Origin of the sequence: Vibrio sp. Vb2880 (genome assembly GCF_033337975.1) — a bacterium.
Classification (GTDB): Bacteria; Pseudomonadota; Gammaproteobacteria; order Enterobacterales; family Vibrionaceae; genus Vibrio; species Vibrio alginolyticus.
In genome coordinates this window covers 140,416-164,743 of the sequence record NZ_JAWORT010000002.1, presented here as the reverse complement: position 1 = coordinate 164,743, position 24,328 = coordinate 140,416, and the positions used below count along the sequence as shown (strand labels likewise).

The window sequence follows — 24,328 nt, the reverse complement described above, 5'->3', positions numbered from 1 at the left end:
GTGCTAGTTTAGCTTTCTCAGTCTAGCGTTTATAAATGCGGTTAACCACAGAGTTTTTGTAGGGTTTTAATACCTACGCGTTTGACCTAAGGCGTGGCACTGATGCCTTTATTGCAACGCTTCGTGCTGGTTTACGTATTGGCTAACAAGGTGACGATATTTCGCCTTTAACTCGTTATCGATAAAGCTGGCATCAATCGCGTTCATTGTAAATTGGGCAAGTTCACTCTTACTCATTGGATGTGCGTTGTTGACGGCCAGAAAGTTATCCGTCATGTAGCCACCAAAGTACACAGGATCGTCTGAGTTAATCGTTACGGCGACACCTTTTCGTAGCAAATCCACAATATTGTGATCTTTCATATCGTCGAATACACATAGCTTAAGATTCGATAACGGACACACTGTCAGTGGCATTTGGCTTTCGATTAAGGATTCAACTAATGCTTCATCATCAACACAGCGAACACCGTGATCCACGCGGCTCACGTAAAGCATTTCAATTGCATCGCTAATATTTTGTGCGGGGCCTTCTTCACCTGCGTGAGCAACGGTAAGTAAGCCTTCTTCTACTGCTTGTTTAAATACGCGCTTGAATTTAGCTGGCGGATGACCTTGTTCTGAAGAATCTAGTCCAACACCAATGATCTTATCACGGTGTTTCAGAATAGCCTGTAGGGTCTCTATGGCGCTCTCTTCTGAAAGGTGACGGAGAAAACACGCAATAATTTGCGAGGTAATGCCAAGTTTTTCGTGACCATCTTTTAGCGCGCGAGCGATTCCATTGATAACAGTGTCAAAGTCTATGCCGTGTTCTGTGTGTGTTTGAGGGTCAAAAAAGATTTCGGTATGAATAACGTTGTCTTCTTTACAGTGCAGTAAGTATTCCCAAGTGAGATCGTAAAAATCTTGCTCAGTACGCAGAACTCCCGCTCCTTGGTAATAGAGGTCGAGAAATGATTGTAAGTCTGTGAACTGATATGCGCTGCGTAGTTCACTCGGAGAAGAGTAAGGGATCTCGATGCCGTTTCGTTTTGCTAATTTGAATAAGAGTTCCGGCTCAAGTGAACCTTCGATATGTAAGTGCAGCTCTACTTTTGGAAGACCTTGAATAAATGCGTTCATATTCCACCTTATGTGTATTGTGGATGCAGTTACTCTAAGAATAGGTATAGATAGAAATAAATCGAACGCTATCACAAAGAGTAAGACCCACGATGATCTCAACTCTTCGTAATCAGCACTTTGCGGGAACTGGTAGAGACCCCCAAACCATATCATTGGGGTTATACGAAGCAAACGAGAGGGATTATACGCAAAAATATCGCTTTGGCTATACGCAAATAACCTAGCTGTCATTAGTCACGGGGTTTCCTGTGAGCGAAACGACTATTTGCAAGTCACTTGAGTATAGAGGAGCCAGTTGTTTTTGCGTGTGTGAGAGGCACGTGTAATTAGAAGAGTAGTCTAAAAGAGTGGAGATTCGTTTGAGCAAAGGTAGGTGGCGGTACCTTGCACAACGATAAAGGCAGAGAAAGCACTAGAGAGCATTTATAGATCGAATAACTTATCAAATTCTCTTTGTTCCATAATGTCTTCTATGCGGCGTCGAGTTTTCTGCTTTACCGCCGCCGCGTTTTGTTCAGACTCTTTTTTGTCTTTTTCTGACTGCTTCTTACTTTTTCTAGCCATTGGATACCTTCCAAATTAGTTGCATTATCCATTAATGCATGAAAACTGAATCAGTTAACAGTAAAACTTCCTAACTTTGAACCTGAATCACAGAGAATAGTTCCAGATTGCGTTTTCTCACAATATTCAAAATCGATCATAAAGCTATGAGAAAGAAGTTTCGGTAATACGTGTCTTCGTAAAATATCACCATTTAATTGATGTATTTTAGCGTTCCAAGAGGTTTGAGGTTGTTCTAAATTAAATTCAATTTCTAACATTTATTCTCCTGTTTTTTAGTGATTTTCTCTTTGTTAAGTAATTGATACCAATGCCTTTGACGGCCAGTTCTTTTTGAGGACATGATTTTTCCTATAAATAATAAATTAAGCAGTACTATTCAGTTTATTTTAGATAGCACAAAGCAATGCCTAAAATTAGGCTGAGTGATTGATGAAAGAATATTTTTGAAGGAGAGAGGTTTGGTGCAGCATGGGCATGCTACACCAAGAAAAGCAGTCTTATAGAGGAGTTACTTCAGTCGCTTGAGGACCTTTTTTACCTTGCTCTACATTGAAGCTTACTTTCTGACCTTCAGTCAGTGTTTTGAAACCGTCAGAAACGATAGCGTTAAAGTGTACGAATACATCTTGGCCGCCGTTGTCTTGAGATAGAAAACCGAAGCCTTTAGTTTCGTTAAACCATTTTACTGAACCAGTTACTTTAGACATAAAAATACCTTTGAATTAAACATAAAAATTATGATTTGTTTTGTGGATCTTTTCTAAGCTATTGAATGTTCAATCAAGAGGAAGTTGTACGCAGGTGTCTGAATTGGGGATTCAAGATTTTACTGAGAGGAAACTTAAACTAAATGTTGCATTAACAGCTCTCTTCTAAGAGCCAAGGCACACTATACACCTTGTTTAGAAAATAGCTACATTTATTTTAGATAAATTAAATGTGCTCATTATTAACTCGATAAATTGTATTGTTCGAAAAAGTTGAATAAGTAGAACGAATAGTATGGCTCATAATTTTAGCTCATCAACCTAAAATAGAACCTTATCGATAGCCATAGATTGAACATGCGATTTGCAAGCGGTCACAAAGATAAACTAGGAGAACTAGTATGAGTACATTCAGAGAAATTCGTCAGCTTATTCCTGCGCAACCTACTGCTGATGGCGATGGAGTGAAAATTCGCCGAGTAGCGGGTTTCAATCATGCTAGCTTTTCTCCATTTTTGATGATGGATGAACTCAAATCAGAAGACCGTGCTGACTATATCGGCGGTTTCCCTCCGCATCCGCACCGCGGTATCGAGACGCTTACTTATATGTTGAAAGGTCATTTCCAGCATCGTGATCATATGGATAATGTTGGCGAGCTTCGTTCCGGTGGTGCACAGTGGATGGCAGCAGGAAGAGGCGTCATCCATAGCGAAATGCCTATTATGAAGGAAGGCGAACTGCATGGTTTCCAAATTTGGATTAACCAGCCTGCGAAAAATAAGATGCAGCCAGCTCAATATCATGACTTTCAACCTGAAACGATCACTGAGTTTGATACTCCGAATACGGGGGTTGTACGTTTGATTGCGGGTCATATGACTATAAACAACGAACGAATTCAGGGGCCGCTAACAGAGACAGGTGTTGCTGCCACGGTAGCCGATTGGAGAGCGATGGGTGGTCAAGCTTTGAATTTGAACACGGATCAAGACAACAACATGATGCTCTATGTCTATAAAGGTCGTATTCAATTAAAAGGTCGTGAGATCAATCAAGGCGAAATGGCCATTTTATCGAAAGGTGAATGGGCTGAATTGCAGGCCGAAAAAGAGAGTGGTGCACTGATCTTTATTGGTGAGCCAATTAATGAACCCGTGGTGCATTATGGCCCTTTTGTCATGAATAGCATGGAAGAGATAGAACAAGCCATCCAAGACTACAACTCTGGGTTGTTTGAAACTTACTAGTTTGGACTGCCTACTCGCTTTTTCAGTTAGCGAGCAAATTAAAACAGTTTTGAGCCTGAATATTGGGCTCGACCAGAAGCAAATACGATAATCCACTGCCATCGAATTTGCGTTAGCCACGTTTAATCCACGTGGCTTTTTTCTACTTCTGACTCCATCGTATGATGGCTTCCTTTCCTGCTTCAATTCCTAACTCATAAGCATGACGCAGTGGTGCTGGCGATCGACTCAGCCGTTTCAACTTGAATGTTTCAGGAGGACACACTTGAATGATTTCGATACCAGGTGGTGGGTTGTTGATCAGCGCTAAGGTCTGATTGTAGCGAACTTCACGTGTCAACATCGGTTCAATTAATCCGGGCGTTTCTTTCAACATCTTCCTAGTTAGGGCGCTGAATCTTCCTCTTGGCTTTTGATAGCTTGCGGGCTGACTGCGTAAAACCATAATCTTTTTGGCTCCTCGCTTTATTGCTTCTGCAACAGGAAGTGCGTCTGAGACGCCACCATCAACGTATTGAATTCCGTTCAGTGATACGCCATTTCGGTAAAGTACAGGCAGTGCGCTGCTGGCTTTCATTGTTTCTGCCAAGTCGTCGACATCAGGAAGGTGGTACTCCGCTTGCCCATTGTCTTGACGCGTCACGCCTAAAAAGAAGGGTCGTGAATCGGCTTTGAGCACAGATTTATCGATGCCAAGTTCTTCGAGGGTGACATTCCACATCCAGTCTAAGTTCATCATATCACCACCACGTAGAAGTTGAGATGGAGAGATAAATTCTTTTCTTAAGCTGTAATCGAGGTAGATTTTTAAGTTACGTCCGGGCATTTTAGCTAAGTAGGCAGCCAAGTTGCTAGCACCCGCAGACACTCCCCAAAAGCTATCAAATGGAGAGAACTCGCTAGCAAGAAAATGATCGAGTATGCCGCATGAAAATACGCCTCGCATGGCTCCACCTTCGACAATCAATGCTCGAGAGCCTACTTTTTCCATCACTTCGCTCCACTCTTTATCAATCGGATAATAGCGTGCAGCTTAACGCATAATGGTTTTATACCCAAGTGGGCCAAAGGTCTAGGTTGCGTTCCTTTGAATAAAAAGGGCATCAACGGATGCCCTTGTCACTTTTAGCCTATGGAATTGCGGGTAATTGAGTCGCTAATTTAGTGAAGGAGACTGAGCGAATTAGCCCCCTTACATAGAGCCATACCTGTAGTCCCATACTGATCGTTGTTGGAATAGTTTGATGATCACTTGTTAAATAGGCATACAAACACTATCCAGAGCGTTGTAAGTAAAAGTAATGGGGTGAATACTTTCTGGATAGAAGCGCCATCAGTTAAATTGTAAATTTTGATGGATTCATTATAGAACGCTCGTTTGAATTCTTTGAAGCTAATGTCGCTCTTCGCATGCGACTGTTCATAGTGCTGGTGCGCAGCGTCCGATAGCTGGTATTCCAAGTCTTGGAGCTCGTACTCCTTGTTAAAAAACGCATCCCAAGCCGAAAGGCGGGCTATCGTTTTAGGAGATGGATCCCCATTTAGTTTCTCTAGACGCTTAGCATAAGCTGCTTGATATTTATCCACGGTATATTCCTGTCTGAATAGACGTTGAGTTAGAACATATGTAAAAAGAAAAATAAGTAATAAAAGGTTTTTTACGTTCTATACCTGTGATAAATGCTAAAAAGTTCAATGCTCTAGCACTCCGATGTCGCAAATGATATTGATGGAATTGCTCTGCGACAAATAAAATAATTACTCTAGATAACAACGAATTTTTGTTGTTTTTTAAAAAAACTGATCATGAGATTGAGTGGGGAGTTTTACCGAGAAGAATTTCGCTACTGTAACTCTCTATATTTACTCAAAAAGAGAAAATCTTAGAAGCTTTCTTTGATTGATGTGAGATATTTTAGGTCGAAAAGCATTAATTTTGGCTATGATTATAGTTCGTCTTTTTGTTGTTGAACTCTACTTCGAGGGGGAAAGAACCCATATTTCGAGCATAGGATAGCTCGCTTTTTCGTTACGTCGTTCTTGGAGTTTGAATCAGTGACGACGCTATGAGTCTAGCATCTTGAACTCGATTGGGCGTATTAATTAATTATAAAAGTAAAGCAGTGCTGAGCTAGGATAAACTTCAACGTAAAGGTGACGGTATGAATATACAATCAGCCATTATTGAATATGCGATAGCGATTATAGGCTTACTTTTGACGGGCGTTACCCTCTGAGCATGACTGCCCAGAGGATAGAAAGTGCATTAGCCGATCGCTAACGATTGATGTTATATCGAGCCATTGCAGCTTCTTCTGACGATACAACCGTTTTACCAATTGGTGCGAGTGAAATAACCGCTAGCTTGAGGTGTTGGAGCGCAAACGGAATGCCGATTATGGTGACAAAGCATGCTGCGGCAGAAAGTACGTGACCGATAGCTAACCAAAGGCCTGCAAATACAAACCAAAGGACGTTACCAATAACGCCGAGCGGACTCGTGCCAATGTCCATTTCATTGGTCAATTCATCGCGTGAGATGGCCTCTTTACCGAATGGGAAAAAGGAAAAATTACCCATAACGATACACGCACGCCCCCAAGGTATTCCGATGATGCTAATAAAGGCCAAAATACCAAAAAACCACCATAGCAACCCCATAAATACGCCACCAAATACAAACCAAATGATGTTACCAAGTGTTCTCATTCTATTTCCTTTATTCTTGAATGTGATGATTCAGATACCTGAGAGTACCGTAAAACAAATCTAAACCGTCTGTTTTGTCGATGTGTGCTTCCGTGCCCTCATTCACCTGATTGATAGAATAATCGCAGTAGTCTTAACAGAGAATGAATGCCTTCCTTAAGGCAAGTCTTTTTAGTATAGAGCGTAATACTCAATCAAGCATATAGCCAAGAATCGCATTATCTAGAGACAACTTTCTCGAGATATTGACAAATTTGCTCTGCCAATCGATGGCTGGCAATGTTGCGTGTTACTACTTCATCAGCAATATTTCCAGACTCAACGACGCCAAACCAATCGAGCAACATCGAATGGAAACCTTTACTCGTCAGCATTGGCGTCCAGTCTTTCAAATTGATTTTTTGCTCTTGGTTAGCTTGCCATAGTTTGCCTTCAACGAAGGAGTCGAACTCAACTGCCTTGTTTGCATAACAAGCTTGAACGCGCTCTGTAGTGATACCGAAGTAGCGATTCATCGAGGCGTGGAGCAAAGTATCTCCATGTTGCCACTGAATATCTAAACGCGCCAACTGACCACCTTCAAGTTGATGAGTTACATAAGCATCTTTTAGATCGGCTTTGGCTGTGACGTTAACGCTGTCTAATGGGTGAATAAAATCATCAAATATAAAGGTACGAACATCCCCCGGTAGTTGGTGACGGTTCTTTTCCCAGCGTAGCGACTTTAAGTCAGATATGTTGCCTTGCTGCACTTGTGGCATATGTTGGTTGTAAAGTGGAATGTGACGACGGTTAAAGCCCACATAGAGTGGCTGTCTCTCTTTTTCGGCAATGTCGTACAGCTTTTCCACGTCATCAGCACTATTCGCTAATGGTTTGTCGACAAAGGTTGGAATTCCATGCTGCAGAAAAAATGCCGCTATTTGAGGGTGTACGCTTGTTGCCGCATGAATCATGACGGCATCGACGCCAAAGTGCAGAAGTTGCTGGTAGTCTTGGCAGATCTCTGAGATTCGATACTGCTTAGCCAGGCTCTCAAGTGTGTTTGGGTTGCGGGTACAAAATACAAGTTCGATATTTGGAAGCTGAGTGATAACAGGAAGGTATGCTTTCTGAGCGATATCCCCTAGACCAATAATACCAATTTTCATCCTAGTCCTTATCTCGATGTATGGATCGCGGACTGTCAGTATAACGCTTGGCGCGGCGATGAGTTTAAATACCTTGTTAGAAAAAGCCTGATTCACACTTTGAGCCAGGCTTTATTGAATGATTTAGGAAACGGCTCGGCAGGCTTTGAATATATCTAACTTGCTATCGTAGGCTTGAGTTTGTACATCCATAATGCCTAATAAAGAGTGGAACACGTTATCATGTGAGTATTGGCCTGCATTCTGTGCTTGTTTATACAAACAGTCGGTATTGATCTGCTTCGCTTGTTTAAAGCCCGAAGACAGCCACATAATCAAAGGAACACGTTTTTGGAAATCTGGTGCAAGGCCATAAGGCATACCATGTAAGAACAATCCGTTTTCGCCTAGTGACTCACCGTGATCCGATATGTAAATTAGCGCGGTATTATACTCAGACTCTAACGCTTTAAGTTTTTTGATGGTTTCTGCCAATACAAGATCGGTGTAGCGTATTGTATTGTCATATGTGTTCACTATTTGTTCGATGCTACAGTTTTCGATATCTGCACGTGGACAGTCTGGTTTAAAAAAGGCGTTGTCTCTTGGGTAACGCTGAAAGTAGGTCGGACCGTGGCTTCCTATAAGGTGCATGGCGACCACTCGGTTACCGTGCATATCCGCGACTTCCTGATCAAAATGATCTAATAGCGCCATGTCGTAACAAGTTTGGCCATTACACATAGGGCTTACTTGCTTTCGATCCACTTCAATCTTCTTGATCTTGTGGGCTACTTCTTTATCCCCACCGTCATTTTCTTTCCAAATGAGGTCAACCCCAGCGCGCAGCATTATATCGAGAGCATTGTCCTGGTTATCCGCTTTGGTGCGTTCAAACTCGTTTCGCGTGAGCTGTGAAAACATACAAGGCACAGATACAGCAGTCGCGGTGCCACAAGATGCGACGTCTTGAAATGAGATAACATCCAATTTACTAGTATAAGGGGTTGTCTCTCGTGTATAGCCATTGAGTTGGTAGTTCTGAGTTCGAGCGGTTTCTCCTACGACAAAAACCAGTAGTGTTGGTTTGCTCTGTGCTTGCTGTACGGCGCTATTTGACTGCTTTGCATCTGTGCCGATTTCTCGATATGGCTCTGGCGTGGTGAAATATTTCTCCTTCACATACCCGGTCGCGCTGTAAACGAACTGGGTGGGTATGATGATTTTTTTTAGGTGGCTATTGTTGCGCCCTACAGATGCGTAGTCTTGATAGTACACGCTGGCAATGACGGCGATGACAGCTAGCGACGACAGCATCGATACTAATTTGGTAACAGAGAAGTACAGTAATTGGTGACGTTGAGATTGCAGCTTGACCTTAAAGACAATTATCGCTGGGATAACTCCCATAATCAGCGTCCAAATTACAGAGTGAGCACTCAGGTAAGAACTCGCCTCGCTCGAATCGGTTTCAACAATATTGGCAATCATTCCAGAATCGAAAAGTGTGCCATAGTTATAGCTTGCGTAGCTCACCATACTTGAAACAATGATTAAAATTATAAAGAACGGCTTGCCGATCCAAGGCCAACTAAATAAATTAAAAAGGAAATTGAGCGCGGCAAGAAAGAAAATTGGTATTGTGATAATAAATCCAATCTTGACATTATCTAAGTGTGTAAAGATGCCGATCAGTTCTTTATAAATAGGGATATTTACGACGAGAGCGAAATACAGCGCCAACAGGAAAGTAAAGGTAACGTAAGAGATACCTCTCTGTTGTAAATCATGTGTCTTCATAATGAGTGTCTTGAATAAAAATTAGAGCAAGAACGAAGCCCAAATAAAAAGGGCAAGAGTTAACGCAACAAATACTGCTGCTGAGCCAATATCTTTGGCTCTACCACTGAGCTCGTGCCAGTCATCGCTAACACGGTCGACAACCGCTTCTACGGCGGAATTAATGAGTTCGACGATCAATACCAAGAACAGGCTACTGATCATCAGCACTCTTTCGTATGTGGTGACAGGAAGGAAAAAAGCACAGACGGAAAGCACCAAGGCGAGAATCAATTCTTGTCTAAAAGCGGCTTCGTGTGTCCATGCGGCTTTCAATCCTTGAAATGAATAGCCGGTCGCATCCATGACACGGCGTATACCTGTTTTACCTGGCTTCAAAATATGACCTTACTATTTAAGCATTGGGATGGAACACATATCCCAGAGAGGTAACGAGATTAATCGTTACAGCGTGAAACATTTGTGAATAGAATCCATCGCGCGATAATTTAAGAAAAGTGCTTATTTAATCAAGATCGTAGACGGTATAGCCTTTGTGCTGGAGGCATTTACGCAATACGAGAGATTGAGTTTTGGTTGAATCATTTGTTCCACTCAAAGCACCAGCTCCAGCTCCTACAGCACCGCCGGCAGCAGCACCGACAGCCGCTCCACCTAATCCGTCTTCTAGCGCACCAGCAGCTGCGCCGATCAATGCGCCTGTAACTGCCCCATTAGTGGCTTCAGATTTCGCTGCCTCTGATTTGTCGACATTTTCTGCATAGCCTTGGCAGTAAAGAAAGTCTTGTTCATATGTACTAGGGTCGACATTGGTCATGTCGACGACAGGTTTTTGGTTGTAGGCGCAAGCTGTAAGCGTAGAAGTAAGCGCCATAATCAGGATAAAAGATTTATACATGAGTACTATCCATTTAGTGTGTGAATCTTATGGATTAAATGTACACTGTTTTATTGTTGGGCTCTGTCGCTTGAGTGTATTGAAGTGTCGTCTTCTGTAAACGGGGTAGGAAGGTTAAGTTAACTGTCTGATTTTTTGAGGCTAAGTGTGAAGCAAGCTCCTCCAAGTGGGCTATGGCAAATCGAAACTTCTCCACGTTGAAGCTCCATTATCTGTCTGACAATCGCCAAACCGAGCCCAAACCCGCTCGTCTTTTTGTTGCGAGATTCATCCGCGCTGTAAAATGGTTCGAATAGATGAGGCCAATGCTTTTCTTCAATACCTATGCCATCATCATGAACATTGATGAAGCAGCGGTGCTGATCGTGTTTTATCTCTACTAAAATCTGCTTATCCGCGTACCGCATTGCATTGCGCAGCAAGTTATCTAAGGCTCGCTTTAACAATTTTGGGTCAGCAAACGCGAGAACGTTTTCTGAGTTTACTTCTTGAAGCGAAATACCGAGCGTAGTCTCTTTTTGCCATCTCTGTCGTAATTCTTTGACTAAGTTGAATAGGACGACTTCTTCTTGAGTTTGTAATGCTGTGTCAGGACGCTCCATCTTTGCGTAGTAAAGCAATTCTTCAACCATTTCTTCCATCTCGTCAATGTCTTCGACGATACTGTAAACATACTTTTTCTGTTGTTCAGTTAAGGTTGAATCCGATAACAAATCTGCTTGCCATTGTAAGCGGAAGATTGGGGTACGCAATTCATGTGCAACGGCGTTAGTTAGCATTTTATTGCTAGTGATCAAGCGAGATACTTTATCGGCCATCGTGTTAAAGCTTTTGTTTAACGTCCCAACAGACTTAGCGCTTGAGGTACTAGCTCGAGCCTTGAAGTTACCTGAGGCAAACTCAACGGTCACTCTCTCTAGCTCTCGAATCCGACGGCTTAAGAACCAGATCAACAATATGCAATACAGAGCAAATCCAGCTAAAAAGAACAACCAAACGATATTGTCATCAAAGTTGGCAGCTTTAACCACAGGGCTATTCGGATTATCGCTCATTTTAAAGATAGGCGTGCTCGCATCTAGGCGGAACCAGATATCCCTTTCTTCATCGTAAGCGACGTTAACGGAGGTATCACTTTCAAACGCCTTTTTGATGTCTGTTGGAAGCTCTTCAAGCGTATGAGGCACCAACAAACGATGGCTTGATGTGGCAAATTGTTCCAACTGTTGTTGAGTATATTCTAATCCGTGTTCTTTATAGATAGGGTAGATCAGATCGTGAAAAGCTTGACCCTCATGCTCTTGTAACAGGTAGTCATAATCTGTGTTGATCTCATAAACTAAGAACTCGTATCCCCACAAGCTAGCCATAAACAGAATGATAAGGCCAACAAAGCTTTCCAGATAAATCCGTCTCATTATTCATTCCATGCATCAGGCATAAATAGGTAGCCTTTGCCGCGAACGGTAATGATTTTTTGTGGTGAGCAAGAAGCATCGCCTAGCTTCTTTCTCAGTGTCACTATGCGATTATCAATGGTGCGGTCTGTTCCATCGTATTCAATACCACGCAGTGTTTTGGTCAGCCACTCGCGTGATAGTGTTTTTTCAGCATGCGTTGCAAGAACCCACAACAAATCGAACTCGCCGTCTGTCAGCGCAATTTCTTCTTGGTTCATTACGCACGATTTACGTAATCGGTTTAAACACAGAACACCAATTTGTAGGCCGTTTTCGGACTCGGTAGGCGCCGCCTCTTTTCTTCTTAACAGCATGCGAATACGAGCTAGCAATACGCGAGGTTTGATGGGTTTAGTAACAAAGTCATCTGCGCCTATTTCTAATGCGGCGACATGATCGAAGTCATCATCACTTGCTGTTAGCATCAACACTTTGCCTTTGTAGCATTCTCGGATTTGACGACATACACTCAGACCATCTTGCCCGGGTAGCATCAAATCTAACAGCACCACGTCTGGTTGTGTGTCAATAATCGCATTGGGTGCGTCCGTCCCATTGTCGATACATTTGACCTGAAAACCTTGTTCAACAAAATACTCACCCAACATAGTTTGTAATTTGGGATCGTCTTCCACAATGATTAGAGATGGTTTGATTTGTTGTGCGTTCATTTAAGTGATGGATACAATATTTAATATCAATGGAACTTAAACAAATTTACGAATTATTTCAAATAAAGCTTTCTCAGAATAAGGTTATCGGATGAGTTAATTGGATAAAATTGCCAATTAATGATTTAAATCTAATCACCAATCACATTTCGAGAGATGTAAAAAGGCGCAACGTTTGCGCCTAGGTATGGAATCTTAAAGCGAAATTACCGCTTATTCGGTGGTACACACGACGCTGTTGTCGCTGCCAAATGCATTTGGAACGTAAGCATCAGCTTGTGGGTCATTTTCCCACTTCGCGTCATCGAGCAAGTAACGGAACTGAACATTCTGCGCTTTAGGTAAGCGGGTTTCAAATTTAAACTGACGACTTTTCTTCACTAATTTCATCGGTTCTGGCTGCCAGTTGTTGAAGTCTCCAGCAATTTGGACAGAGTCCCACTGATCTTTATCTAGCTCGAACGTGACTTCGACTTCATCTTTTGTCTTAAAGAATCTTTTTTTAAGCATTGATCTTTCCTTGTTCGTACAAAAACCGTTCTAACTATTACTCGTGTTTCATAATGATTTCAAGTTTTATCGAATTGTTGCTGGTATCTGATGAGGGGAGTATCCGAACGGTGAATAGCTCGTTGTGCTGGTTTCGTGTACTGAGGGAGCGTTAGAGAGAAAAGTCACTAGCCTAAAATGGTCAAAGAACAGAGTTTGTTAGCGAGCCGAGAGTCCGTATCTTGAAGTCAAACCGTTATCATGTATTATCTTAAATCACCATTTTCCTTGATGTAGCTATGTTGAAGTTTAACCGTACATTGTTGACTGCGATAGTTTGCTTAGTTGCTATGCTTTTGAGTAGTGTCGCTCCTGTGGCGCAGGCTTCCGCTCCGATGAAAACAATTGAAGTACGCGATCTTATTGTTCAACAGGCTGCTCTGCACAAACAACTTGGCGTCAATGACGACTGCGTAGAATCACATCACGATGAGTCAGCCATCAATAAGGCACAACAATCTCACACGAGTTGTAGCTCTTCCTGCATGGTCAAAATTCCCGCCAACTTATCTCAAAACGACTTACTGCTTCTTCCTTATAGCATTGCCTTGATTGATAGGCCTCTAGTCGAAAAAGTAGTGACAGTGATCACCAAGCTTTATCGTCCTCCGATTGTTTAATTCCTCATCTCAAATTACTTGGGGTTTACCCCTTTTTACCAAATGAAATGATTTGGCATTTGAATGCCACAAGGAAATAAACAATGAAAAAACTACTTGCCTTATGTAGTGCACTTTTACTGACTTTTACCGCTCATGCAGCGCAATTTGAAGAAGGGAAGCACTACAAAGTTCTGGATGTAAAGAAAGCATCGAAACCTGTTGTGACGGAATTCTTTTCTTTTTATTGCCCACATTGCTACAAGTTTGAGTCGCTTATTGAGCGTTTAAAACCTGCTCTGCCAAAAGAGGCAAAGTTTGAAAAGGTGCATGTGGGGTTCATGGGCGGAGATATGGCGATTCCGATGGCCAAGTCCTACGCGACGATGGTGTCGCTTGGGGTTGAAGATACAATGATTCCTGCCATGTTTGCCCAAATTCATCAAAAGCGACAAGCGCCAAAAGACGAAGCTGAGCTGAAACAACTCTTCGTTGATAATGGCGTAGAAGGTAAGAAGTTTGATGCGGCGTACAACAGTTTCGCCGTAAACTCAATGCAGAAAGGTTTTGATAAGCAATTCTCTGCTAGCACGTTAAGAGGGGTTCCGGGTGTGGTTGTGAACAATAAATACATTGTTTTGGCCAACGAAATTCGTACTTACGACGAGTACAATCAATTAGTTAATTACTTATTGACGCTGTAACTGTAAATAGCATTGATGCTTAAAAATGGCGACGGTAGAGTCGCCATTTTTTATGCTTATCACACTCGTATTATCTAAGAACGCTTGTACATGCTTGAGTCGGAACACTAGTCATAAATATGGCATGCGGATAAAACAAGCTAGCAGCAGTGATTGCAACATTACATGGCTGAGCAATCGTGGTTTTAATCACATTGGTAAGCACGGCACCTGTATTATTTACTGTTTGAGCGGCGGCTTGTTGTGCCTGGTAAGACACGCAACCTGTCGTTGCATTGATCATCGCAGTGCTAAACAAAAGTTTGCGAAAAAACATATTCATATCCTTTGTGAATGCTTTGAATTACTTATATGTGGATTGATTCATAAATGAAACAAAACAGTGTTCAAAATATGTGTGCATTCACGAAATGAACATTGTTTTATAAAAAGACGTTTTTTTGTGATCTTAGTACTGGACAGACCAGGTTATGAAACTAAAGCCAATCCGTGCATTACGATTACGCCGAAGGTCAGTTTGCTCCTCATTCCTTGATATCCCTTGGGCTCGGCGTCTTGTTCGACTTTCCTCACGAGCTTTTCTGCATACCAAACAGCAAGGTACCCAATTGCTAAGAGTAGGGTTGCGACTGCGTAATGTTTGTGGCCCTGCAGTAATGCGCCCCAAGCCAGTAAGACAAAAAGGTTGCTGAGAATTAATATATTTCGGCTAAGGCGGTGGTAGTAATGCTCAATGCCATTACCCCAAAGGATGCCGGATAAAAAACTTAATATAACGGCGCTATATGCGATGAAAAATTGCTGACCACTTAAATTGAAGAGTGAGATGTCAGTGAAAATCAGCCCTAAACTAAACACAAATGGAACCAGGCCTAAGTAACCGAGTTGTAGCATGGTTGAGCGTGTTGTCATGGTCGTCACCTTATAATTGTTGCTCTATCATATTGGTAAGCGTAGTACTTGTCGGTGATGTGGAGCTTGGAAAAGTAGCAATAACTTTACCTTCAGAGCTAATTAGAAACTTGTAGAAGTTCCATTTTGGTTTTATGCCTGCTTGGTTAGTAATCTGGTTGAAGACTGGGTTCGCATCTACACCTAATACTGAAGAGCGAGCCATCATTGGAAAGGTTACCCCGTAATCGAGATAACAGACTTTCGCTGTGTTTGTTTCGCTTCCTCTATCTTGTCGAAAGTCATTGCTCGGGAAACCGATAACGGTGAAGTTTTGGTTTTTGTAAGTTTGATAGAGGGTTTCTAACTGTTCAAACTGAGGAGTGAAGCCGCACTGGCTTGCTGTATTGACGATTAGTAGTGTCTTTCCCTTAAAGCTTTCGCATAGATCGACTTCTTCCGTTGAGTTTAACAACCTTTGCTTACCTTGAAGAATATCAGGGCACTCAGATGCAAGAGCAAGCGAATTCATGGAGAGAAAGCTAACGAGAGCGGCGAAGTTCAGTAATCCTTTCATGGTGTTGTTCCCCTTGTTTTCAATAAGTATAACTACTTAAGTGCAAAGAGGATCGATCAAAAAAGCCGCACAAATGCGCGGCTTTTTTCAAGAGCTGAGATCTGACTATGCCAGTTTCAACTCGAACTGGTTCAGGTACATTACCATGTCTTCAATCGTCAGTACCGGCATGTTGTGCAGGCGACCGAATGCTACGATCTCCGGTGCCTTTGCCATCGTGCCATCTGGATTGGTCACTTCACACAGTACGCCAGCGGGTTGAAGCCCTGCCATTTGCATCAGATCAATCGTACCTTCTGTGTGACCACGGCGAGTCATTACACCACCTGGACGTGCGCGCAGAGGGAATACGTGACCCGGGCGAGCAAGATCTTCCGGTTTTGCGTGCCGGTTTGCCGCCGTTTTAATGGTCGTTACGCGGTCTGCTGCTGAAACACCCGTTGTTACACCAACTTTCGCTTCAATAGAAACCGTAAATGCGGTTTGGTTTGCGCTGTTGTTGTTTACCACCATTGGAGGCAGTTCCAGTTTGTCTGCTTGAGCATCTGTTAAGCACAAACAAACGATGCCGCTACATTCGCGGATCATCAATGCCATTTGCTCGTTAGTGAGGTGCTCGACTGAATAAATGATATCGCCTTCGTTTTCGCGATCTTCATCATCAAGAAGCAGTACGCCACGGCCTTCTTTTAAAGCGATAAGTGCGTTTTCAACGCGAGTAATTGGGTCGCCGAATTCGGCAAGTAGTGATGACTGATTCATGGTTAACTCCTAAATTTCACCAGAATCAGGGCGGTATGAGAGATCGCCGTAAAATACGATCAAAAAAGAAGTGCACCAGCATTCTTAGCGATCTGACTCGCTATGCTGGTGTATTCTTATTCTCTTTCATCCGGACTATAACCGTCGGCTCTGGCATCTCACCAGATCTGCTGACCTCGACGAATCGAGCGCTCGCGGGCTCACTTGAAAAAGTATACCGCCGGTGGGGAATTTCGCCCCGCCCTGAGAACAATTAAAAATGTACCACTTCATCCAAGTTGTGAAGAAGTGGAGCTAGGATAGTACTGCGAACTGAATAGCTTGGAAAGTCGATTCCATCTGTATGATGGAAAAGTGTGCTATCGACGGAAATAATCTGTGCGAATAAAGTGATCAATCTGCTGCGGCACGAAGGTGTTGTAAATCAGGCTCGTATGCGTTTGCTTCACTTCGATATGATCTTGCATACCGTCCAGTCTTGTCTCTTCTACGGTAACGGTACCGTCCGACATGGTGTTGTCATTACGGATCAACAATGGGCGAGCGCCAATCGGCATCGTTCCTGCGATACTGCCGAGTTTTTGAGGGAAATCCCAGGCGTCATCATGTTTGTTTAATCCGTGGTGTGGCGAATTGCCTAAAATTGCACCCAATCCGAGATCTTGAATTCGACCTACAATGGACGCGCCTTTAAGAGGCGAACCGATAGCGACAACATGAGAGATTAAGTTAGTGCTCGGTTTTCTGTTGGCGAGATAGCGCTTAATCATCAAGCCTCCCAAGCTGTGTCCCACGAGCACGTTTGTGGTCAGTGGATTAAGCGAATGATCAATAGAATCAAACAGTGAAGACTCATCGATAGCAACAGTGTTATAGCTGAGTACTTGCGTTTCGTATCCGAGTTTTCTCAGCTTTTGGCTAAGAGGCTGCATGACCAGCCCATGCATATAAAGACCATGTAAGATGATGATTTTCATAATACCTCCTAGATTTATGACGTCGTAGATATCCTACTCTAATTGACAAGAAACTACTTGTGCTTTGTGGTGCATATTTACGTTTTGCTGCAAAGTTTGACTGCTGTAGCAAGCGACTCAGCCCAGTAAATCCTGTATTTGTTGTTGCAATTGATGACGATTTAAAGACGCAGAACTTAACACTTCACCGATAACAACATCCACTTTTGACCAAAAACGAGTCGGTCGTTTTGTGAGAGCATGTCCGCCTTTGTGGCTGAAAAAAGAACCCCAAAGCCCTTTTAACGCCATAGGGATGACAGGAACAGGGTTACGTTCAAGGATTTTCTCTACACCAGGGCGAAACTCACCCAATTGACCGTTAGACGTTAAACGACCCTCAGGGAAGATACAGACAACCTCACCGTCGTTAAGTGCTTGTTCAATCTGTTCAAATGCTCGTCGGTAAGTGTCGGCACACTTACGTGGAGAACAGATCGGGATAACACCGGCATGACGGAATACATATTTAAGAACAGGTAGCTCGCTGATGGACTTGTCCATCACAAAACGAACCGGGCGAGTAGAGGTTCCCATCAAAATCAATGCATCGACATAGCTAACATGGTTAGCCACGATTAACGCAGCACCTTGTTCAGGAATATGTTGGCGCCCCTTTACGGACACACGATACATACAATGGCTGAGTAAATAACTGATAAAGCGTTGTGTAAATTCCGGTACTTGGCGATAGACATAGATCGCCACGAAAAAGTTACCTATTGCCATCATGGCAAACAGTTCCACAATAGAAAGCTCTAGTACGCTGAGTACAACGATCGAAACCAAAGCAGACACCACCATAAACAACGCATTCATGATGTTGTTAGCAGCAATGGCACGTGCACACTCCCCTTTGTTTGAACGCGATTGGATGAACGCATAAAGAGGAACAATAAAGACACCGCCGCTTACACCAACAAGGAACAGGTCAATCATGACGCGTAGATGTTTTGATTCAGCAACGAAGTTTTGCACATCATAAAAGTGCACCGGAAGTGATAGATAACTCGGGACTGCCCATAGCAAGTCGACGCCAAAGACTGTCAGACCAAGGATACCGAATGGCAAAATGCCAAGCTCAACGTGGTTGAAAGAAAGTTTTTCACACAACCAAGAGCCTGTAGCGATACCAATGGAAAACAATGCCAACAGTAAAGAAACGACAGTGCTATCTGCGAACAAATGTTCGCGTGCGAAGTTAGGGAATTGAGTTAGGTAAGTCGCACCCATGAACCAGAACCAACTGATGGCAAGAATAGACATCCAGATGCCTCTCTGTTTTTTTGCCACTTTTAACGTGTTCTTTAAACCAGAAATCGGTTCAAATTTCGCTTTGTCATTCGATTGGCTAGGCATCGTTGGAATATTCACGCTGCTCATGAACCCAAGCAAAGACAAGGCAATCACGGTACAAGAAGCAATCAAGGTACCATTAGGAATGGCTAGCAGCAGGCCTGCGCTAAGCGTACCTATAAGAATCGAAAGAAACGTGCCCATTTCAACCCAAGCATTTCCTTTAACAAGCTCATTTGGTTTGAGCGCTTGTGGTAGCAAGGCGTATTTCACGGGACCAAAATAGGCCGATTGAGTGCCTGTCATAAACAGCAGAACCAGCATCAGCATGGCACTTTGGGTGGCAATAGCGGTTGCTGCGCAAAACATGATAGCCAGCTCGATGAGCTTTAGACGTCGGATTAATTTGGCTTTGTCCATGCTGTCAGCGACGGCACCAGCATGCGCTGAGAATAGAAAGAAAGGTAGGATGAATAAGCCTGCCGCCAAATTAACGAATAGATTGACGGATATTGGTAGGTTATCAATTTGGCTGTATGTCACCATCAATAACAGAACGTTTTTGTAGATGTTGTCATTGAGTGCGCCAAGGCATTGCGTCACAAAGTAAGGAAAAAAGCGTTTTGAGAAAAACATACGGGCCCCGATTAAACAAAGTCGAATGAGATGGGAGCACTTTATGCTCAATGAACGATTAAACCAGCTTTCTCTTTCAAGTGACGTTGTATGCCACCAAAAGTAACGAAATTCGTTACTTTTATTTCCATTTGCTTGTTGGGTTACTAATTGCGAGACTTATTGGTGAGTTTTCTTTCCCATGGTTCAAATAAAGGGAACGTCCAGCGACGCATCGCAATAATCAGAGAGGTGCCGTGTTTTTCGTCCATATCGAGAGAGCTATCACTTTGGCAAGCCTGATAAAACTCATCGATGACCTTTTGCAGTTTCTGTTGTAGCTTCTTGTTGGTTGGTACACTCATCAATCCTGTTGCCATGGAGAACTTTTCATCTTCACCAGAAAAGTAGCTTTGGAAAAAGGCGTCTTGAACTTGCTGTTGGAAGAACCGTTGAATAGGGCCGCCCATCTGCCACTTAAATGTCGGAGATATACGCAAACGAATTTTGTTATTTGGCTGCAAGTCGATGATGTTCAGCCGATCCAAATGAGCAAGCTTTTGCACCAGTTCCAACTCATTGAAGGTATATTGCTGAACGATTTGTTCAAACTGATAGCCATTTACAACACAGATCGCCACGAGCAGCAGGGCTTTATCGTCAACCAGCTGCTTTTCTTGCTCTAACGTTAGCGACTCTAGACCTTTATTGTGCGCAGCCGCGAGCTTAAATAGTTCCGCCATTTCTAAACCAATCAATTGGCAAATTCGTTCTAAGCGCTCAAGGCTAATGTGCTGACCTTCAGCGAGTAAACGTTTGACGCTTCCTTCACTTAAATTAAGGTGTTGTGCAACATCCGCATAATGCAGCCCAGCTAACTTTAGTTGGCGTTTAAGCTCTTTAATTAACGTATAGCTTTCTGACATTTACGCTGTTACCTCGTCGTGTAACTGCTCTAGGTACGTTTGCATAAAGGTTTTGCGTTTTTGCGCTTCGCGTATCGCTGACTCCGTGTTCATGGTTTCAGCGATTTTGAATAACTTGGTTTGAAAGTGATCCAGAGTGAATTGTTTATCGTTAAGTTCACGTTCTTCGGCAAATATATCGCTGTCGTTGTAAAGTTGCGCGTTAAATTGAGTGCTGACTTGAATGCATCGCGTCACGCCAATTGCGCCTAAAGCGTCCAGACGGTCGGCATCTTGGACGATTTTGGCTTCCAACGTATTTGGCCTGATGTTTGCGCTAAAGCTGTGTGCCTCTATCGCATGAGCAATGGCATCATGATATTGCTGCGGATAATCGATACTCTCTAAAAATGCGACCGCTTTTTTGGCTGCGATGATTGAGCTCTCTTTGCGATTTGGGTGATCTTTCGGGTAAGTAAAGCAATCATGCAAATAGGCAGCCGGTAATACAATCGCGATGTCTGCATTTTCTTCTTTGCAGAGCTGTTTCGCTGTTTTGACCACGCGTTTAACGTGTTTAAGATCATGAGCTGCATCTACTTGCATCTCTTGCTGCATAAATTCCAAAAATTGCGGTTCTATCTGGCTTAATGACGTCATGGTTCATATCTACAACTAAAATGAAGTCAGAAGTATGCCCAACGCTTAGAATAATTTCCAAGTGCGATGGTGTAATTGAGATTCAGCCACCAGAACCTTGTGCAACGTTTGGTACTGAGCCGTTTTATATGGCCTTTCAATGTGTTCAGTGGTTTATGAGACAAGAATAGACAGAGCGAGCAGTGATGTTTACCAGTAGAAAAAAGGCCTGACGATGTCGTCAGGCCTTTTTCGTTTCGCCGATCTTTTTAGCGTTTGAACGTTACTTGCTCTGCTTGTTCAAGATGAATATGAGTTGTCGCAGGCTGTGTTTCTGCAATCACTTTACCGTGACGAACAGAGTAACGAACCGGCACTTGGCGACGTACTGCGTCAAAACCATTTTCTGCGGGAAGAATCAGTAAACTACCTGGTTTGCCTTCTTCAATGCCGTGCTTGTCTTGAATGTTCAGTGTGCGTGCTGAATTGTTGCTGATCAGATCCAGTGAGTTGTTGATTTGGTCGTAACCCATCACCTGACACACGTGCAGACCCATATGCAGTACTTGCAGCATGTTTGCAGTGCCTAGTGGGTACCAAGGGTCAAATACATCATCGTGTCCAAAGCAGACGTTGATGTTGGCATTCAGCATCTCTTTCACTCGTGTTACGCCGCGACGTTTTGGGTAATCATCAAAACGTCCTTGTAAGTGAATGTTCACCAATGGATTTGCCACGAAGTTGATACCGGACATGCGTAATAAACGGAACAGGCGAGATGCGTATGCACCGTTGTAGGAACCCATCGCTGTGGTGTGACTGGCCGTGACTTTATTCCCCATATCAAACTTGTGCGCTAATGCTGCCAGTGTTTCAACGAACCGAGATTGTTCGTCATCGATTTCATCACAATGCACGTCGATCAGGCGGTCGTATTTTTTCGCTAACTCGAATACGTAGTGCAGCGATTCAATGCCATATTCGCGTGTGAATTCAAAGTGTGGAATCGCGCCAATCACGTCCGCACCTAATTTGACGGCTTCTTCTAGCAGCTCTTTGCCATTTGGGTAAGAGAGAATTCCTTCCTGCGGGAAGGCGACGATTTGGATATCTACCCATTCTTTCATCTCTTCACGCACTTCTACCATCGCTTTTAGGGCAATTAGGGTAGGGTCTGAAACATCGACGTGGGTACGAACGTGTTGTACGCCGTTTGCTATCTGCCATTTTAAGGTTTGTTTTGCGCGCGCTTTCACGTCTTCAATCGACAGCATTTCTTTGCGCTCAGCCCAACGTTCAATACCCTCAAACAATGTGCCAGAGATGTTCCAGCTTGGCTCGCCTGCGGTTTGAGTTGTATCTAAGTGAATGTGTGGCTCGCAGAAAGGCGCAACCGCCATACCGCCTTCAGCATCGATGATGTCACCGTTATGACTAAGCTCCACATCGTTGCTTTCAATGCGCTTGAATTGACCATCTTCAATCAAAATTTGCTGCAGACCTTCTTGTCCTTTTAGCGTTACGTTTTTGATCAGTAGTGTTGTCATGATGGTTCCTTACGCTGGCTGTGTAGCCAGTGCTTTTTTGTTGAGAATAGGATTAAGAATCAGGAAGCTAATTGCGCCGCCAAGTACAGCGTTAATCGGCACTACGCCAGGCAGGAAGTGTCCCGCACCAACGCCAATCACGACAGCGATAATGCCAGCCCAGTTAACGTTTTGGAATTGGGCGGCTTCAAAGTTTGCGTAGCGTTTACGGTTCGTGAAGAAGTCAGCGATGATCACGCCGCCAATCGGTGGAATTGCCAAAGATAAGAAGGTCAGCCAGCCAACAAAGTTATTGTAGAGCCAGAGAGCGCAAAGTGTGCCAACAAGACCGTTCGCCATTGAGATGTATTTACTTGGTAAGCCTGTGATGTTGGAAAATCCAAGACCCGATGCGTAGAGCGCGTTGTCGTTGGTCGTCCAGATGTTCAAGCCAAGAACGATGATAGCTGGAATAAGAAGACCTTGCGCGATCATCACTTCAGAGATGTCTGATTGACCCGTCACCGACGCACCTGCCGCGCCAAAGATAAACATTAACGAGTTACCGATGAAAAATGCCACCATGGTGATCATCACGGCGCTGCGCGGCTTTTTACCAAAGCGTACGAAATCCGCCGTTAATGTACCAGCACTGACAAAAGAGCCGACAACCATCGCGAGAGCTATTGAAAAATCGAGTGGCTCGGTTGGTTGAACCTGTTGTAGTTCGCTTATACCGCCAACACTATTTACTGCCTCGATGACAGAGTAGCCGCCAAGTAGCGCAATGGCAGGAACGGCAATTGCTGACAACACCATCAGTGCGGAGATGCCAAAGTAAACGGTCGCGGTCATGAGCAAACCGGAGACGAGGATCAAAGTATTGGTATCGATGCCCGTTGCTTTGTGCACCGGAATCGCAAACATCGCGACACCAACTCCAAACCACCCAACTTGAGTACCGCCAAGAAGAGCAGAAGGAAGCCAAGAGCCTTTAGAACCAAAAGAGAAACGAGCAAGAAGGTGAGTAGAGAGACCAGTAGAAGCGCCGATGTAACCGAGGAAAGAAGTGTAAATACCGAGGATTAGGTTACCGATGAGAACAGCGAGGAAAAAATCATTAAAGGAGAGCCCAGTACCGAGAGAACCCCCAGTCCACATACTTGCGGAGAAAAAAGTGAGTCCTAACATCACCATGGTTAGTGACGCCACGCCTTTTCTGGCCGTGTTGGGAACTGGTCCAAGACTGTAGTTATTGTCTCCAGCCATTATTACCTCCGCACATTGAAATATTAAATTATAGCACCTGATTTTCAGGCAAACGGCGCGTATTATCGTGATGTAAATTTAATAGTCAATGATAAAATTGCAATTTAAACGTTTGCTTTGTTTTTGATGTGTATTTTTTCTTTTAATAACAATGGTTTGATTTTTAAATTCTAAAGGTGAAAATTTTGATTTTACATATTTTCTATGATTTATAGACAGGTTTTCTATGTGAAATGAATGTTTTGAATTGCTATTTGTTTTTATGGATTAAATTTATCTATAACTCTGGATTGTTCAGTCGATTTCTATGAAAAGAAAACGATTTCATGATGAGGTTTTTGGTTTGGGCGTTATTTGTTCTTTTCTTGGGTGTGTTTTCTTGGTTTTATTTTGTGTAGGTGATTTATTTTTGTTGAAGCTGGCATTTCTAATGGTTTAGTGGGCGAATATTTGAATTTTATAAACAGTAAACAATCTGTTGTGGGTAAGAAAAGTACAACCGAGCTCGGTCAGAGGATAAGAGGGCAATAGCCACATAAAAAAATAGCCAACCGCAAAGAGTGCGATTGGCTTATATACATGTGAACAAAATCAAGTTCACTAACAACGTCAGTTGGCTAGGTGACCCTCGGCTTAAGAAGGGTCGATTTATATAATGCA

The 24,328-nt window shown here is 43.2% G+C and carries 27 protein-coding genes and 2 riboswitches; of the genes, 3 read left to right on the top strand and 24 right to left on the bottom strand.

What is annotated here, in order from left to right:
• Positions 1-108 precede the first annotated feature (108 nt).
• The 4 genes from R7M92_RS02660 to R7M92_RS02645 form a co-directional block, all read right to left on the bottom strand.
• A complete protein-coding gene (locus R7M92_RS02660) occupies positions 109-1,125 on the bottom strand; it encodes an adenosine deaminase (RefSeq protein ID WP_318132634.1) in 1,017 nt (338 codons plus the stop codon).
• A gap of 89 nt (positions 1,126-1,214) precedes the next feature.
• A riboswitch (purine riboswitch) is annotated at positions 1,215-1,314 on the bottom strand.
• 237 nt (positions 1,315-1,551) lie between these two features.
• Complete coding sequence (locus R7M92_RS02655; RefSeq protein WP_017633782.1) at positions 1,552-1,692, bottom strand: PA3496 family putative envelope integrity protein; 141 nt, start codon at positions 1,690-1,692, stop codon at positions 1,552-1,554.
• Between the two features lie 50 nt (positions 1,693-1,742).
• Positions 1,743-1,952, bottom strand: coding sequence for a hypothetical protein (locus R7M92_RS02650; RefSeq protein ID WP_005373692.1), 210 nt, complete (start codon positions 1,950-1,952; stop codon positions 1,743-1,745).
• A gap of 240 nt (positions 1,953-2,192) precedes the next feature.
• Positions 2,193-2,402, bottom strand: coding sequence for a cold-shock protein (locus R7M92_RS02645; protein ID WP_005373691.1), 210 nt, complete (start codon positions 2,400-2,402; stop codon positions 2,193-2,195).
• A 401-nt stretch (positions 2,403-2,803) separates the two neighbouring features.
• On the opposite strand from R7M92_RS02645, the gene R7M92_RS02640 reads away from it, so the two are divergent.
• Positions 2,804-3,652 (top strand): pirin family protein, encoded by an 849-nt coding sequence (locus R7M92_RS02640; protein ID WP_318132632.1) that lies wholly within the window; start codon positions 2,804-2,806, stop codon positions 3,650-3,652.
• A 142-nt stretch (positions 3,653-3,794) separates the two neighbouring features.
• On the opposite strand, the gene R7M92_RS02635 is transcribed toward R7M92_RS02640, so the two are convergent.
• The 10 genes from R7M92_RS02635 to R7M92_RS02590 form a co-directional block, all read right to left on the bottom strand.
• Positions 3,795-4,643, bottom strand: a complete 849-nt coding sequence (locus tag R7M92_RS02635) for a patatin family protein (protein WP_213885439.1) — start codon at positions 4,641-4,643, stop codon at positions 3,795-3,797.
• 257 nt (positions 4,644-4,900) lie between these two features.
• Entirely contained in the window at positions 4,901-5,239 is a 339-nt protein-coding gene (locus tag R7M92_RS02630; RefSeq protein ID WP_017635147.1) for a hypothetical protein, read from the bottom strand.
• Positions 5,240-5,929: 690 nt separating this feature from the next.
• Positions 5,930-6,361 (bottom strand): YccF domain-containing protein, encoded by a 432-nt coding sequence (locus R7M92_RS02625; RefSeq protein ID WP_005373685.1) that lies wholly within the window; start codon positions 6,359-6,361, stop codon positions 5,930-5,932.
• Between the two features lie 218 nt (positions 6,362-6,579).
• Positions 6,580-7,512 (bottom strand): Gfo/Idh/MocA family oxidoreductase, encoded by a 933-nt coding sequence (locus R7M92_RS02620; RefSeq protein WP_318132629.1) that lies wholly within the window; start codon positions 7,510-7,512, stop codon positions 6,580-6,582.
• A 123-nt stretch (positions 7,513-7,635) separates the two neighbouring features.
• Positions 7,636-9,291 carry a phosphoethanolamine--lipid A transferase gene (locus tag R7M92_RS02615; protein ID WP_318132627.1) on the bottom strand — a complete coding sequence of 552 codons (1,656 nt, stop codon included), beginning with the start codon at positions 9,289-9,291 and terminating at the stop codon, positions 7,636-7,638.
• A 21-nt stretch (positions 9,292-9,312) separates the two neighbouring features.
• Positions 9,313-9,669 (bottom strand): diacylglycerol kinase, encoded by a 357-nt coding sequence (locus R7M92_RS02610; protein WP_017635149.1) that lies wholly within the window; start codon positions 9,667-9,669, stop codon positions 9,313-9,315.
• A 127-nt stretch (positions 9,670-9,796) separates the two neighbouring features.
• The gene (locus tag R7M92_RS02605; protein WP_005385575.1) at positions 9,797-10,189 is read right to left on the bottom strand and encodes a hypothetical protein; all 393 of its coding nucleotides are present in this window, start codon (positions 10,187-10,189) and stop codon (positions 9,797-9,799) included.
• 119 nt (positions 10,190-10,308) lie between these two features.
• Positions 10,309-11,607: an ATP-binding protein gene (locus R7M92_RS02600; protein WP_017819858.1), complete on the bottom strand. Its 1,299-nt coding sequence runs from the start codon at positions 11,605-11,607 to the stop codon at positions 10,309-10,311.
• Positions 11,607-12,320: a response regulator gene (locus tag R7M92_RS02595; RefSeq protein ID WP_005373673.1), complete on the bottom strand. Its 714-nt coding sequence runs from the start codon at positions 12,318-12,320 to the stop codon at positions 11,607-11,609. The genes R7M92_RS02600 and R7M92_RS02595 overlap by 1 nt, the downstream gene beginning before the upstream one ends.
• A gap of 213 nt (positions 12,321-12,533) precedes the next feature.
• On the bottom strand, positions 12,534-12,830 hold the full coding sequence (locus tag R7M92_RS02590) for an isoamylase early set domain-containing protein (RefSeq protein ID WP_318132625.1): 297 nt from the start codon (positions 12,828-12,830) through the stop codon (positions 12,534-12,536).
• A gap of 278 nt (positions 12,831-13,108) precedes the next feature.
• On the opposite strand from R7M92_RS02590, the gene R7M92_RS02585 reads away from it, so the two are divergent.
• Both R7M92_RS02585 and R7M92_RS02580 read left to right on the top strand, forming a co-directional pair.
• Positions 13,109-13,489 (top strand): hypothetical protein, encoded by a 381-nt coding sequence (locus R7M92_RS02585; protein WP_318132623.1) that lies wholly within the window; start codon positions 13,109-13,111, stop codon positions 13,487-13,489.
• An 83-nt stretch (positions 13,490-13,572) separates the two neighbouring features.
• Complete coding sequence (locus tag R7M92_RS02580) at positions 13,573-14,172, top strand: thiol:disulfide interchange protein DsbA/DsbL (protein WP_005373667.1); 600 nt, start codon at positions 13,573-13,575, stop codon at positions 14,170-14,172.
• Between the two features lie 70 nt (positions 14,173-14,242).
• Here R7M92_RS02580 and R7M92_RS02575 read toward each other — a convergent pair whose 3' ends face one another.
• The 10 genes from R7M92_RS02575 to codB all read right to left on the bottom strand — a co-directional run bounded on the left by R7M92_RS02575 (position 14,243) and on the right by codB (position 23,668).
• Positions 14,243-14,488: a hypothetical protein gene (locus tag R7M92_RS02575; RefSeq protein WP_005373664.1), complete on the bottom strand. Its 246-nt coding sequence runs from the start codon at positions 14,486-14,488 to the stop codon at positions 14,243-14,245.
• A gap of 152 nt (positions 14,489-14,640) precedes the next feature.
• Positions 14,641-15,084 (bottom strand): DUF3429 domain-containing protein, encoded by a 444-nt coding sequence (locus R7M92_RS02570; protein ID WP_005396352.1) that lies wholly within the window; start codon positions 15,082-15,084, stop codon positions 14,641-14,643.
• A 10-nt stretch (positions 15,085-15,094) separates the two neighbouring features.
• On the bottom strand, positions 15,095-15,640 hold the full coding sequence (locus R7M92_RS02565; protein ID WP_318132621.1) for a glutathione peroxidase: 546 nt from the start codon (positions 15,638-15,640) through the stop codon (positions 15,095-15,097).
• Between the two features lie 105 nt (positions 15,641-15,745).
• On the bottom strand, positions 15,746-16,402 hold the full coding sequence (gene ribB, locus R7M92_RS02560; protein WP_318132620.1) for a 3,4-dihydroxy-2-butanone-4-phosphate synthase: 657 nt from the start codon (positions 16,400-16,402) through the stop codon (positions 15,746-15,748).
• 114 nt (positions 16,403-16,516) lie between these two features.
• A riboswitch (FMN riboswitch) is annotated at positions 16,517-16,657 on the bottom strand.
• Between the two features lie 104 nt (positions 16,658-16,761).
• Positions 16,762-17,379, bottom strand: coding sequence for a hypothetical protein (locus R7M92_RS02555; RefSeq protein ID WP_005373653.1), 618 nt, complete (start codon positions 17,377-17,379; stop codon positions 16,762-16,764).
• Positions 17,380-17,496: 117 nt separating this feature from the next.
• Complete coding sequence (locus R7M92_RS02550) at positions 17,497-19,350, bottom strand: MFS transporter (protein WP_318132619.1); 1,854 nt, start codon at positions 19,348-19,350, stop codon at positions 17,497-17,499.
• Positions 19,351-19,496: 146 nt separating this feature from the next.
• Positions 19,497-20,255 (bottom strand): helix-turn-helix domain-containing protein, encoded by a 759-nt coding sequence (locus R7M92_RS02545; RefSeq protein WP_042522681.1) that lies wholly within the window; start codon positions 20,253-20,255, stop codon positions 19,497-19,499.
• Positions 20,256-20,894 carry an HD domain-containing protein gene (locus R7M92_RS02540; protein WP_318132617.1) on the bottom strand — a complete coding sequence of 213 codons (639 nt, stop codon included), beginning with the start codon at positions 20,892-20,894 and terminating at the stop codon, positions 20,256-20,258.
• Positions 20,895-21,142: 248 nt separating this feature from the next.
• Positions 21,143-22,420: a cytosine deaminase gene (locus R7M92_RS02535; protein ID WP_085569158.1), complete on the bottom strand. Its 1,278-nt coding sequence runs from the start codon at positions 22,418-22,420 to the stop codon at positions 21,143-21,145.
• Between the two features lie 9 nt (positions 22,421-22,429).
• Positions 22,430-23,668, bottom strand: coding sequence for a cytosine permease (codB, locus tag R7M92_RS02530; RefSeq protein WP_005373644.1), 1,239 nt, complete (start codon positions 23,666-23,668; stop codon positions 22,430-22,432).
• Positions 23,669-24,328 lie beyond the last annotated feature (660 nt).